The organism is Ottowia sp. (assembly GCF_047601385.1).
Taxonomy (GTDB): domain Bacteria; phylum Pseudomonadota; class Gammaproteobacteria; order Burkholderiales; family Burkholderiaceae_C; genus Ottowia.
In genome coordinates, this window is record NZ_JASGJP010000001.1 from 1 (window position 1) to 13,429 (window position 13,429).

At 69.8% G+C, this 13,429-nt stretch carries 9 protein-coding genes and 1 pseudogene; 8 read left to right on the forward strand and 2 right to left on the reverse strand.

Translation table 11 applies throughout. The features are described from left to right. The 5 genes and pseudogenes from QM772_RS00005 to QM772_RS00025 all read left to right on the forward strand — a co-directional run. Positions 1-626: pseudogene (locus QM772_RS00005) on the forward strand (P-type conjugative transfer protein TrbL); the annotation flags it as partial. A gap of 12 nt (positions 627-638) precedes the next feature. Beyond that, on the forward strand, positions 639-1,343 hold the full coding sequence (trbF, locus tag QM772_RS00010; RefSeq protein ID WP_415132913.1) for a conjugal transfer protein TrbF: 705 nt from the start codon (positions 639-641) through the stop codon (positions 1,341-1,343). Continuing rightward, positions 1,340-2,335, forward strand: coding sequence for a P-type conjugative transfer protein TrbG (trbG, locus tag QM772_RS00015; protein WP_415132915.1), 996 nt, complete (start codon positions 1,340-1,342; stop codon positions 2,333-2,335). The genes trbF and trbG overlap by 4 nt, the downstream gene beginning before the upstream one ends. Before the next feature lie 2 nt (positions 2,336-2,337). Further along, positions 2,338-3,606, forward strand: coding sequence for a TrbI/VirB10 family protein (locus QM772_RS00020; RefSeq protein ID WP_415132917.1), 1,269 nt, complete (start codon positions 2,338-2,340; stop codon positions 3,604-3,606). Continuing rightward, the gene (locus QM772_RS00025; protein WP_415132919.1) at positions 3,603-3,845 is read left to right on the forward strand and encodes a DUF2274 domain-containing protein; all 243 of its coding nucleotides are present in this window, start codon (positions 3,603-3,605) and stop codon (positions 3,843-3,845) included. Before QM772_RS00020 ends, QM772_RS00025 begins: the two co-directional genes overlap by 4 nt. Before the next feature lie 353 nt (positions 3,846-4,198). On the opposite strand, the gene cphA (QM772_RS00030) is transcribed toward QM772_RS00025, so the two are convergent. Next, complete coding sequence (gene cphA / locus QM772_RS00030) at positions 4,199-6,886, reverse strand: cyanophycin synthetase (RefSeq protein ID WP_415132921.1); 2,688 nt, start codon at positions 6,884-6,886, stop codon at positions 4,199-4,201. Positions 6,887-6,935: 49 nt separating this feature from the next. After that, a complete protein-coding gene (gene cphA, locus QM772_RS00035; protein ID WP_415139404.1) occupies positions 6,936-9,092 on the reverse strand; it encodes a cyanophycin synthetase in 2,157 nt (718 codons plus the stop codon). A 234-nt stretch (positions 9,093-9,326) separates the two neighbouring features. Between cphA (QM772_RS00035) and QM772_RS00040 the strand changes: the two genes are divergently transcribed. From QM772_RS00040 to QM772_RS00050, 3 genes are all read left to right on the forward strand, one after another. After that, positions 9,327-11,621 (forward strand): ABC transporter ATP-binding protein, encoded by a 2,295-nt coding sequence (locus QM772_RS00040; RefSeq protein WP_415132923.1) that lies wholly within the window; start codon positions 9,327-9,329, stop codon positions 11,619-11,621. Further along, entirely contained in the window at positions 11,618-12,088 is a 471-nt protein-coding gene (locus QM772_RS00045; protein ID WP_415132925.1) for a DUF1854 domain-containing protein, read from the forward strand. Before QM772_RS00040 ends, QM772_RS00045 begins: the two co-directional genes overlap by 4 nt. A gap of 113 nt (positions 12,089-12,201) precedes the next feature. After that, positions 12,202-13,308 carry a PA0069 family radical SAM protein gene (locus tag QM772_RS00050; RefSeq protein WP_415132927.1) on the forward strand — a complete coding sequence of 369 codons (1,107 nt, stop codon included), beginning with the start codon at positions 12,202-12,204 and terminating at the stop codon, positions 13,306-13,308. Positions 13,309-13,429 lie beyond the last annotated feature (121 nt).

Genomic DNA, 13,429 nt, shown 5'->3' on the forward strand with positions numbered 1-13,429 from the left:
CCTTGCTGGCGCTCGGGATCTTCGGCCCCGGCATTGCCACGGGCCTTGTGTCCGGTGCGCCACAGCTCGGCGCGGGCGCGATGGCCGGTGCCGCCATCGGCGCAGCCGGAACGGCGGTGGCCGTCGGTGCTGCCGCGACCGGCATGGGCGGTGCGGTGGCCGCTGGTGCGCGCATGGCCCCGGCTGCCGCCAAGCTGGCCGGCAGCGGTGCCCGTGCCGCCACGTCGGCGGCTGGCAGCGCGAAGTCGGCGTTCCAGGCCGGTTCCGCCGCAGCAGGCGGCGGTGCCAAAGGCGCGATGGCGGGCCTGGGCAACGTCGCCAAGACCGGCGCGCAGTCCGCCGGACGCACTGCCGCGTCCCGCGCTTCCGCTGCCGGGCAGCGCATGGCTGCGCCGTTTCGCGCGGGCTGGAACGGCGACGCTGGCGCGTCAGCCGGCCAGGCCGCCACCAGCGCTTCCCCCGCAGGCGCTGCCGCCGCGCAGACGCCCGAGCAACCCGCTTGGGCCAAGCGGCTGCAACGCCGCCAGCAGCTCACCCATGCCGCGACTACCACCGCCCACACGCTGCGCGGTGGCGATGGCGGCGGCTCCGGCCAGGGGCCGAGCCTGCGCGATTCCGATTCATAAGGAGAACTGACCATGCGATTCAAGAAACCGCAGGTGCGCTACGCCGACACGCCGCAGCCTGCCACGCCGTACCAAGCCGCCGGCCAGGTATGGGACGACCGTATCGGCACGCCGCGTGTGCAGGCGAAGAACTGGCGCTTGATGGCGTTCGGGTGCCTGACGCTCGCGCTGCTGATGGCCGGCGGCCTGGTGTGGCGCTCGGCGCAGTCTATCGTGACGCCCTACGTCGTGGAGGTGGACAACGCGGGCCAGGTGCGTGCCGTGGGTGAAGCCGCCACGCCGTACCGGCCCAACGATGCGCAGACCGCTTACCACCTGGCGCACTTCGTGACGCTGGTGCGCTCGCTGTCCATCGATCCCATCGTCGTCCGGCAGAACTGGCTGGACGCCTACGACTACACGACCGACAAGGGCGCGGCCGTGCTCAACGACTACGCGCGGGTCAACGACCCGTTTGCGCGCATCGGCAAGGAGTCGGTGACGGTGCAGATCACCAGCGTCGTGCGCGCCAGCGAATCGTCGTTCCAGATGCGGTGGACGGAGCGCCGCTACGTCAACGGCGCGGCGGCTGGCCTGGAGCGGTGGACGGCCGTGGTGTCCATCGTGCTCCAGCCGCCGCGCACCGAAGAACGCCTGCGCAAGAACCCGCTGGGCATCTACGTCAACGGCCTTTCCTGGAGCCACGAGCTGGATTCTTCCGAAGGAGCAAAACCATGAACCTGTCTTTCCGCTTTTACGCTTTGCCGTTGATGCTTGTTGCCCTGGCGGGCTGCGCCACGCAGGGCAAGCCGCCGCCGACCATCTCGCTCGATGAGCCGGTGCCGGTGCAGGCCCAGCCGATGCCGGAGCCGCCTGCGCCCGTGGAGGTTGTGGCCGTGCCCGAAGTGCTGCCGATGCCGGCGCAGTTGATGCCGGCCCCCGAGGCCGAGGAAGCCAAGCCCACGCCCGAGCCGGCCGACGAGAAGGTGCGCGTCTCGCGCGCCAATGCCGAGGCCCGTGTCGCGCCCACGCGCGAGGGCTACTTCAACGCGATTCAGGTGTGGCCCTTCACCGATGGCGCGCTGTATCAGGTCTATGCGGCCGTGGGCCGCGTGACCGTGGTGTCGCTCCAGCCTAGCGAGGAACTGGTGACGGTGGCCGCTGGCGATACGGTGCGCTGGATCGTGGGCGACACGTCCAGCGGCAGCGGTGCCGACTTGCGCGTCAACGTGCTGGTGAAGCCCATCCGCTCGGGCCTGAAAACCAATCTGGTCATCACCACCAGCCGCAGGACGTACTTGCTGGAGCTGACTTCCACGGACAAGACGTGGATGGCGTCGGTGTCCTGGGAGTACCCGCGCGACCGGATGCTGGCCTTGCAGCGCCAGGCGCAGGCGGCCAGCGCCGCCGCGCCGGTCGATAGCGGCCTGTCGCTGGAGAACCTGCGCTTTCGCTACGCGATCAGCGGCAGCAATCCGCCGTGGAAGCCGCTGCGCGCCTTCGACGATGGCGCGAAGGTCTATATCCAGTTTCCCGCAGGTATCGCGCAAGGCGACCTGCCGCCGCTGTTCGTGATCGGGGCCGAAGGTGACGGGCAACTGGTGAACTATCGCTTCCGCTCGCCGTACTACATCGTGGATCGCCTCTTTGGCGCGGCGGAGCTGCGCCTGGGCGGTGACAAGGGCGACGTGGTGCGGATCGAGCGCACGGACGGCACGCGGAGGAACTGACCATGAGCCAGGACGACACCCCCGACCGTGCCGCGCCGCAGGCGGGCAAGGTCGCGCCCGAGGCGGTGGCGCTGCGCGCCCAGCCGCGCCCGGTCACGCGCCTGAACCGGCGCACGCTGGCGATGCTCATGGGCGGCCTGTCGGTCGCCGTGCTGGGCGCCACTATCTGGTCGCTCCAGCCGCACCGGCGCGGCGCGGGCGAGCAGACCGAGCTTTACAACGTCGATCGCGTGAGCAAGTCCGAAGGGCTGGACGGCCTGCCGGCCGACTACTCCAAGCTGCCTCAGAAGGTGCCCGAGCTGGGGCCGCCGCTGCCGGGCGATCTTGGCCCCGCCATTGTGGCCTCGCAGCAGCCAGTGACGCCGACCTATGCGCCGCCTGGCCATGACCCGGCGGATGCCTTGCGCAAGGAGGCCGAAGCGGCGGCGGCCTCGGCGGTGTTCTTCCGCTCGGGCCAAGGCAAGGGCACAGCGCCGGCCACAGCCCAGGTCGCTGCGGCTGCGCCGGGTAGCGTCTTGGCGAGCTTCGACCCGCTGGCGGCCGGGCCTGCCTCGACGGCGGCCCAACCTGCCGACTCGACCTCCACGCAGAACCGGCAAGACCAGAAAGAGGCGTTCCTGAAAGGCGGCTCTACGGAAACCCGCAATTCCGGCCATCTGCAAATGCCGGCCTCGCCATATCAGGTCATGGCCGGGACGGTGATCGCCGGGGCGCTGGTGACGGGTATCAAGTCGGACTTGCCGGGCGACGTGATCGGCACGGTGACGGAGCCGGTCTATGACTCGGCCACAGGCAAGTTCCTGCTGATCCCACAGGGTTCGCGCATCCTCGGCAAATACAACAGCCAGGTCAGCTACGGGCAGAGCCGGGTTCAAGTGGTCTGGAACCGGATCATCCTGCCGGACACGTCTTCGCTGACCATCGACAACCTTGTGGGCACCGATCCGGCGGGCTATTCCGGCCTCGAAGACGGCGTGGACTACCACTGGAGTCGCATCATCGCCGGCGCGGCGCTGACGACGCTGCTGGGTGTCGGTGCCGAGTTGGCCGCGCCGGAGAACCGGCAGGACGGCAACCGCATCGTCATCGCCGGACGCGACAGCGCGCAGGACAGCATCAATCAGGTCGGCCAGGAGATGACCCGGCGCAACATGAACATCCAGCCGACTTTGACTGAACGGCCGGGCCTGCCGGTGCGGATCATCGTCAACCGCGATTTGGTGCTGCGACCGTACCAGCCCTTGTTCTACCAGCGCGGCGGCCAGCGATGAGCGCACGAAAACTACGCCTTGGGCCGTTGCCGTCCACCGCCAGCGTCAAGCTGACCTTCGCGTGCCCGGCCAGCCTGAAAGCCGACCTTGACCGCTACGCCGCGTTGTACTCGCAGACGTATGACGAAGTGGTCGATTCGGCGACGTTGATCCCGCACATGCTTGAAGCCTTCATGGCCGGGGATCGTGGATTCAAGAAAGAAACGACGGCCAAGGCGATGCCACCGAAGCAGCCTTGACGATGCGGATACTTCCGCTGCCATCGACCGTCACGAAAGCGCAGCCCACGGGCTGCGCTTTCGTTTTGGGGCGAGAACACCACAGGCCGGGCTATGATGAAGTTGCGACCTTGCCCGCTGCGGTGCCCTTGGGCTTTCCACCGCAAAGCGCCTATGTGGCACCTGGCTAAAAAAGCGGCAACGGCACGCGGAGGCCGAAATCTAGCCTAACCTATTGCCCCATAAGACCTTTTGCACCGCTGCCCGGCCTCACAAAGAACTTGACAGCGGACATTTTTCATCTTGGGGCGGCCCGGCGATGAAAATGTCCGCCTTGGCGGGTTTTCCTGGCTGGGGCCTTCCCAGGGGGGGCGTCAGATCCGCATCCCGAGCGCCACGGTCGTATCCATCTTGCGGCGCTTGGACCTGCCGGTCGTGGTTTTGCGTGCCGACCGCTTGACAGCAACGGGCGCCGCCTCGTTCACGCGCTGCTGGATGTGGGCCAGGGCTTCTTCCACCTGGTCGATCAGGATCAGGCACAGATCGCCCGCCTTCAGGCGCGCGAGGGCGCGGTCGATGGCGGCGAATTCGCCTTGGATTTCCTCGACGTGGCGCGTGCGGCGGGCGCCTTCCAGGCCCTGGCGCAGCAGGGCCAGCACCTCGCCGTCGGCGCGGCCGCGCTGGCAGGCGTCCTGATAGAGGATGACCTCGTCGAATGCGCCGCCCAGGATCCGGGTCTGCTCGCGGATGTCCTGGTCGCGCCGGTCGCCGGCGCCGCTGATCACCACCGCGCGGCGGCGTGCCGGCATGTTCTCGACGCTGGCCGCCAGGGCGGCGATGGCGTCGGGGTTGTGGCCGTAGTCGGCGATCAGGGTGGCGCCGCGGTAGTCGAACACGTTGAAGCGGCCCGGCACGCCGTGCTGGTCGCTGATGAAGGTGGCCAGGCCCTTCTGGATGGCTTCCCACGGCACGCCGACGGCCCAGGCCGCCGCCACCGAGGCCATGCAGTTCTCCACCTGGAAGCCGATCTGCCCCTTGCGCGTCAGCGGCACGCGGGCCAGCGGCAGGCGCTTCATGAACGCGCCCTCGACGCAGACGATGTCGCCGCGATCCACGAACACCACCCGCTTGCCCTGAGCCATGTGCGTGGCGATGACGGGGTGGTGGCCGTCCTGCGCGAAGAAGGTGACCTTGCCCGGGCAGTGCGGCGCCATGGCGGCCACCGCCGGGTCGGCGGCGTTCAGCACGGCGGTGCCGGTGGGCGCCACGTTCAGCACGATCACGCGCTTGAGTACCTTGAGGTCTTCCAGCGTGGTGATGTAGTTCAGGCCCAGGTGGTCGCCCGCGCCCAGGTTGGTGACCACCGCCACGTCGCACTGGTCGAAGGCCAGACCCTCACGCAGCAGGCCGCCGCGCGCGGTTTCGAGCACGGCGGCGTCCACGTCGGGGTGGGCCAGCACGTTGCGCGCGCTGCGTGGGCCGGAGCAGTCGCCGGAGTCGATCTGGCGGCCGCCTACGTACACGCCGTCGGTGTTGGTCATGCCCACGCGCAGGCCGCTGGCCTTGAGCAGGTGGGCCGCCAGCCGCACGGTGGTGGTCTTGCCGTTGGTGCCGGTGACGGCGATCACGGGGATGCGGCCGTTGCCGCCGTCCGGGTACATGTGGTCGATGACCGCCTGGCCCACGTCGCGGCCCTTGCCGAACGAGGGGCTGATGTGCATGCGCAGCCCGGGCGCGGCGTTGACCTCGACGATGCCGCCGTTCTGCTCTTCCAGCGGCTTGATCACGGTCTCGCACACCACGTCCACGCCGCAGATGTCCAGGCCCACGGTCTGCGCCGCCTCGATGGCGCGCGCGGCCACGTCGCGGTGCACGCTGTCGGTGACGTCGGTGGCGGTGCCGCCGGTGGACAGGTTGGCGTTGTGGCGCAGCACCACGCGCTGGCCCTTGGCGGGCACCGCGTCGGGCGTCAGGCCCTGGGCGGCCAGGCTGGCCTCGGCGATGGCGTCGATACGGATCTTCGTCAGCGAGGTGCCGTGGCCTTCGCCGCGGCGCGGGTCCTTGTTGACCTCGGTCACCAGCGCGCGCACGCTGCGCTCGCCGTCGCCCACCACCAGAGGCGGGTCGCGCCGCGCGGCGGCTACCAGCCTGTCGCCCACCACCAGCAGGCGGAAGTCATGGCCGGGCAGGTATTTCTCGACCATCACGCCGCCGTATTTGGCGGCGGCGGCGTAGGCGGCGTCGAACTGGTGGCGCTCGCTGATGTCCACGGTCACACCCTTGCCCTGGTTGCCGTCCTGCGGCTTGACGACGACCGGCAGGCCGATCTCCTGCGCGGCGGTCCAGGCGTCCTCGATATCGTTCACCGGGCGGCCCAGCGGCACCGGCACGCCGGCGGCGTGCAGCAGCTTCTTGGTCAGGTCCTTGTCCTGGGCGATGGATTCGGCGATGGCGCTGGTGCCATCGACCTCGGCGGCCTGGATGCGGCGCTGCCGGCTGCCCCAGCCCAGTTGCACCAGGCTGCCGCTGGTCAGGCGCTTGCAGGGGATGCCGCGCCGCAGCGCGGCTTCGACGATGGCGCCGGTGGAGGGGCCCAGGCGCTCGTCTTCGTCCAGCTCGCGCAGCTCGGCCAGGGCGGCGGCCAGGTCGAAATCGCCCGCCGTGGCAGCCGGATCGGAATGGCCGCTTGCAGCGGCGTGGCATAGCTGCCGCGCCTTCTCGAACGCCAGGCGGCCGACGGCTTCCTCGGTGTACTGCACGGCGACCTGGAAGGTGCCTTCGATCTCGGTCGGCGTGGTGCGGCTGAAGGTGACCGGGCAGCCGGCCTCGGCTTGCAGGGCCAGGGCGGTCAGCTCCAGCGCGTGGGCCATGGTGATGGGGGTGCTGGGCTTGTGGGCGTGCAGGGCGCCGATGCCGGGGAACAGTTCGCGCAGGCGCTTTTCGAAGGCCGGGGTACTGCCGAGGTCGCGCTCGGCGCCGTCGCAGGTGACAACGGCTTCGATGGCCGTGTGGCGGCTCCACAGGTTGGGGCCGCGCAGGGCGCGAATGCGGGTGACTTCCATGAAATATCCTGGTAGCGAAACTGAGGTATGCAACGGACGAGCGGGCCGGTCAGTAGACAGCCGCGGCCACCGGCGGCTGGCCAAATCGCAACAAACCTGCGCGGATCAGGTCGACCGGTATGCCCAGCGCCCAGGCGGCGGCCACGGCGGCCAGCACCTGCGGGCGTGCGTCCTGTTGCGTCTGGTTGCCAATAGCGGGCAGGGCGGTGGTGCCCAGCTTGAGCAGCGGCACCTCGCCGGCGCCCTGCGCCAGCACGATGCCGTCGCCCCGCGCCAGCACCGCGCGGCCCTTGCGGGCGCGGTGCTGGGCGACGGCGGGGTTGTGAGGGTCCAGGCTGTAGAGCAGCACCTCGCCGTCGGAGTAGGCGGCCAGTTCCAGAACCTCGGCGTCGTCGGCGTTCAGCACCGCCGCGCCCTGGGGCAGTACCACATCCACCTGGGTGCGCACGATGCCCGGCATCTGCTCGGCTTCGGTGATGAAGAGGTCTTGCAGTCCCTCGGGGCCGGGCATGGCCGTCACCACGCCGACCTGGCAGCGGTCATAGGGCAGGCCCTCGGTCAGGATGTGGCGCGGCGAGGTCTCGAACACCGCTGCCTGCACCGTGCGGTTGATCAGCATGCGCTCGCCCGCCGCGTAGCCGAGCGCGCTCTCGCTGGAAAGCTGGCGAGCGCCCAGGAACAGGCCGTCGCCGCAGGCCAGGGCGGTCTGGCGGCCGTGCAGCTGCAGCAGCGCGGCGATCAGGCGCGAAGCCAGCGAGCCGCGGCCGTCGCCGAGCAGGCCGACGATCGGCACGCGGCCCGCCTCGCCGCCCGGGAACAGGTGGCGGACGATGGCTTCGCCCACCGGCTGCGCGCGGCCGACGGCCGGCTTCAGGTGCATCAGCAGGCCGGGGCCGGCGTTGACCTCGACGATGGCGCCGCCCTGCGGAGCCAGCGGCTGGCCGATGTCCTCCACCACCAGGTCGATGCCGGCGATGTCCAGGCCCACCACGCGGGCGGCCAGGGCGATCTGCTCGGCGATGTCGGGGTGCACCTGCTCGGTGACGTCGATCGACATGTTGCCGGTGCGCTGCACCTCGGCGGACTGGCCGCGCGGCAGCACGCTGGCCGGCGTCAGGCCCTGGCGCTGCAGCAGGAGCAGCACCACCGGGTCGTCGAGGCGCACGATGTCGAGCGGGAATTGCTCCTCCTCGCCGCGGCGCGGGTCGGTGTTGACGTGGGTGGCGATCAGCTGCGCGATGGTGGAGCGGCCATCGCCGCTGACACGCGTGATCTCGCCGCGCGTGGCCGCCACCACCTGGCCGCCCACCACCAGCAGGCGGTGCTCCTGGCCGGGGATGAAGCGCTCCACCAGAACCTCGGATCCTTCCTTCTCGGCGGCGACGAAGGCGTTGACGACTTCCTCGCGCGTGGTCAGGTTGAGCGATACGCCGCGCGCGTGGTTGCCGTCCGAAGGCTTGACCACCACCGGCAGGCCGATGTCCTCGGCCGCTTCCCAGGCTTCGTCGGCCGTCTCGACCGTGCGGCCCTCGGGCACCGGCACGCCAGCGGCCGACAGCAGCTGCTTGGTCAGATCCTTGTCGCGCGAGATGCCTTCGGCGATGGCGCTGGTGCGGTCGGTCTCGGCTGTCCAGATGCGGCGCTGGGCGGCGCCGTGGCCGAGCTGCACCAGGTTGCCTTCGTTCAGCCGGATGGCGGGAATACCGCGTTCGCCGGCCGCGTCCACGATGCAGGCGGTGCTGGGGCCGAGGCACTGGCGGTCGACCATGTCGGTCAGCCGGGCGATGGTGGCGCCGACGTCGTAGGGGCGGTCGTTGATGGCGGCCATGACCAGGTCGCGCGCCGACTCGATGGCCAGCTGGCCGATCGCCCCGTTGCGGGTGCGGATGACCACCTTGTAGACGCCGTGCTCGCCCGTCATGCGGGCCTTGCCGAAGCCGGTCTTCATGCCGGCCTGGGTTTGCAGCTCCAGCGCCACGTGCTCCAGGATGTGGCCGGGCCAGGTGCCGTCGCGCAGGCGCATCAGGAAGCCGCCGCGGCGGCCGACGCTGCAGCGGTGCTCGATCAATCCCGGCAGCCAGGATGTGAGCCGTTCATAGAAGCCCGGCAGGGTATTGGAGGGGAAGTCTTCCAGCTCGCCGATGTCCACCACCGCCTCGATCACCGCGCGGTAGGTCCAGACGTTGGGCCCCCGCAGGTGCGCCATGCGGCGGATGACGATGTCGGGGAAGGTGCGCCCCGGCTGCGCGGCCGATGGCGGGGCCAGTTCGGCGGTGGCCGAAAAAGTGGACGGATACAATCCGCCACCGTTTGCCGAGCCAAGCTCGTGCTGATCGATTCGCCTCATATGGAGTGCGCTCGCTTTCCGTGACCGTTGTCTTCTGCGGGCCACCCGGGTGCGTTCAGGTTGAATGCATCGGCCCGCTGTTTCTGGATTCCCATGTCGCTCGTGATCCCCCCCGCATCCGCCGCTGCCGGATCGGCCGCGCCGCTGTTGGCTGCCGAGGGGGCGCCGCTGCAACCCTCAGAGAACGTGCTGGGGTCGCTGGAAGTTGACCTGGACCGCCATCTGCGCTTCGCGCGTGGCACGGTTCTGATTACAAATCAACGGCTTATTACCCAGTTTCCGGATGAAACAGGCTGGCACGCCTGGGCGCTGCGTGCCGACCTCTCGCTGGCGCATCACGACCACGCCGGCGTCGGCGCGCTGGCACTGCAGGACGCCAACGGCGAGCTGGCCGTCTGGCGCTATACCCTGGGGCGCAATCCGGCGGCACTGAAGCTGCTGGGCCAGTTCGAGCAGGCGCTGGCGGCCGCCACGGGCGGGCCGGCGGCACCGGTGCCGGAGGAGGAGCCGGCACCGGAATCCGACGACCTGGACGCGCCCGCCGACGACCGCCCGCCCTCCACCTGGACGCTGCTGCGCCTGTGGCGCTTCGCCCATCCGTACCGCTGGCAGCTGCTGGCCGGTTTCTTGCTGACGCTGGCGGCGACGGCCGCCACCCTGGTGCCGCCCTACCTGACCATGCCGCTGATGGACGAGGTGCTGATCCCGTTCCAGAACGGGCGGCGGATCGACACCCACCTGGTCGCGCTGCTGCTTTCAGGGCTGCTGGGCTCGGCCTTGCTGGCCTGGGTATTGGGCTGGATCAAGACCTACATCCTGGCGCTGGTGTCGGAGCGCATCGGCGCCGACCTGCGCACAAGCACTTACGAACATCTGCTCAAACTTTCACTTGAATACTTTGGTGGCCGGCGCACGGGCGACCTGATGGCGCGCATCGGCTCGGAGACCGACCGCATCAACATCTTCCTGTCGCTGCACCTGCTGGACTTCGCCACCGACGTGCTGATGATCGCCATGACGGCCGTCATCCTGTTCACCATAGATCCCACGCTGGCGCTGGTTACCCTGGTGCCGCTGCCCGTCATCGGCTGGATGATCCACGTGGTGCGCGACCGCCTGCGCACCGGCTTCGAGAAGATCGACCGCGTCTGGTCCGAGGTGACCAACGTGCTGGCCGACACCATCCCCGGCATCCGCGTGGTCAAGGCCTTCGCGCAGGAAGACCGCGAGGCCCAGCGCTTCAAGGAGGCCAACCGCCACAACCTGCTGGTCAACGACAAGCTGAACAAGCTGTGGTCGCTGTTCTCGCCCACCGTCACGCTGCTGACCGAGATCGGCCTGCTGGTGGTGTGGGCGGCCGGCATCTGGCTGGTGAGCCAGGGGCGCATCACCGTCGGTGTGCTGACGGCGTTCCTGGCCTACATCGGGCGCTTCTACACCCGGCTGGACTCGATGAGCCGCATCGTCTCGGTGACGCAGAAGGCCGCCTCGGCCACCAAGCGCATTTTCGAGATCCTCGACCATGTTTCCAGCGTGCCCGAGCCGAAGAGCCCCGTGGCGCTGGCGCACGTCGAAGGCCGCATCGAGGTGCGCAACGCCGCGCTGCGCTACGGCAACCGCTCGGTGATCCGCGGGCTGAATCTGACCATCGAGCCGGGCGAGATGATCGGTCTGGTGGGCCACAGCGGCTCGGGCAAGAGCACGCTGGTCAACCTGATCTGCCGCTTCTACGACGTGACCGAGGGCGCCATCCTGCTCGACGGCGTGGACCTGCGCCAGCTGCGCGTGGCCGACTACCGGCGCCACGTCGGCCTGGTGCTGCAGGAGCCGTTCCTGTTCTTCGGCACCATCGCCGAGAACATCGCCTACGGCCGGCCCGGCGCCACGCGCGAGGAGATCGTGGCCGCCGCCCGCGCCGCGCACGCGCACGAGTTCATCCTGCGCCTGCCGCAGGGCTACGACTCGCTGGTGGGCGAGCGCGGGCAGGGCCTGTCGGGCGGCGAGCGCCAGCGCATCAGCATCGCCCGCGCGCTGCTGATCGACCCGCGCATCCTGATCCTCGACGAGGCCACGGCCTCCGTCGATACCGAGACCGAGCGCGAGATCCAGAAGGCGCTGGACAACCTGGTGCGCGGGCGCACCACCATCGCCATCGCCCACCGCCTGTCCACGCTGCGCAAGGCCGACCGCCTGGTGGTGCTGGACAAGGGCGTGAAGGTGGAGGAGGGCACGCACGATCAATTGATCGCCCGTCGCGGCGCCTACTGGCGCCTGTACGAAGCGCAGGCGCGGCAGGAGAAGGCCGAGCGCGAGCGCATGCTGGTGGTGGACGAGGCCGAGCTGGCCGCCGAGCCAGCCCCCGCGCCGGCGAGGGAGGAGCGCCCATGACCGCCACCGTGTTCGACCTGCGCCGCGACGCCTTCGGCCGCCTGGTGCTGACCGACGCCGAGGGGCGCGGGCACGTGGGCGTGCTGGCCGTGCGCGCGTTCCCCATCGCCGCGCCCGACGAGGGCGTCAGCGTGGTCGATGCCGACGGCCACGAACTGGCCTGGGTGCCGCGCCTGTCCGCTTTGGACGAGCCGCGCCGCGCGCTGCTGGCCGAGGCGCTGGCGCAGCGCGAGTTCATGCCGCGCCTGCTGCGCGTCAAGGCCGTGAGCAGCTTCGCCACGCCCAGCACCTGGGACGTGGAGACCGACCGCGGGCCGGCCAGCTTCGTGCTGAAGGGCGAGGAGGACATCCGCCGCCTGGGCCCGGGCCTGCTGATCGTCAACGACGCGCACGGCGTGCAGTACCTGATCCGCGACCTGGCGGGCATGGACAGGCACAGCCGCAAGCTGCTCGACCGGTTCCTCTGATTTTCAAGCCAAATCGGGCTCCAGCGCTTGGTGGACAAGCGATGGCAGCTATCGATTCAGTAGTATTCGGCAATACTTGCGCCACCCATTTGACTGTATAAAAATACAGTCAAATGGAAGCCCGCGAACACCCCATCCACCCGCAACCCGTCAAAGGCCGGGGGGCGCTGTCGCGCCTGCCGCACCGCTTCACCATCGATGCGCGCGACACCTTCGACGACGGCTGGGGCGAACCCGGCGCCGACGACGGCACCCCGCCGCCCGTGACCGAGGTGCTGCTGGAAGACGCCCGCAGCGCCATCAGCGCCAACGACTCGCCCGACATCCCGTTCGACTACTCCGTCAACCCCTACCGCGGCTGCGAGCACGGCTGCATCTACTGCTTTGCCCGGCCCACGCACAGCTACCTGGGCTTTTCGCCGGGGCTGGACTTCGAAACGAAGATCGTCGCCAAGCGCAACCTCGCCGCGCTGCTGGCGCGTGAACTGGCGGCGCCGCGCTACCGGCCGGCGCCGATCAACCTCGGCTCGGCCACCGACGCCTACCAGCCGGTGGAGCGCGCGCTGCGCCTCACGCGCGGCGTGGTCGAGGTGCTGGCGCGGGCGTGCCACCCGTTCACCGTGGTCACCAAATCCAGCGGCGTCGAGCTCGACCTGGACCTGATCGCCCCGATGGCCGCACAGCGGCTGGCGGCGGTGTACGTCACCATCACCACGCTGGACGCGCGCCTGGCGCGCATCCTGGAGCCGCGCGCCGCCATGCCCGCGCGGCGGCTGGCCACCGTGCGCGCGCTGGCCGAAGCCGGCGTGCCGGTGGGCGTGAGCGTGGCGCCGCAGATCCCCTTCATCACCGACGACATGGAGCAGGTGCTGGCCGCCGCCCATGCGGCCGGCGCGCGCCGCGCCTTCTACACCGTGCTGCGCCTGCCGTGGGAGCTGTCGCCGCTGTTCCGCGAGTGGCTGGCCGCGCACTTCCCCGACCGCGCCGAGCGTGTGATGGCGCGCGTGCGCGAGATGCGGGCTGGCCGGGACTACGACAGCGCCTGGGCCCAGCGCATGCACGGCCAGGGCGTGTGGGCCGAGCTGCTGCGCCAGCGCTTCGCCACCGCCTGCCGGCGCCTGGGCCTCACGGGCGAGCGCAGCGGGTTGACACTGGCGCGCTTCGACCCTGGCGCGCTGCGGGCGCAGGGGGATCTGTTCGGCCCCGATGGGTTCTCATGAGAAGAATGGGCTTCCAGTGCCCATCCAGAAAGCGCTGGCAGATATGAATGGCATAGTAATCTCTGTCCGTGCGGGATTGGCTGGAGTCGTGTTGGGCGGTCTCATGGCTCAGTTTTTGCTT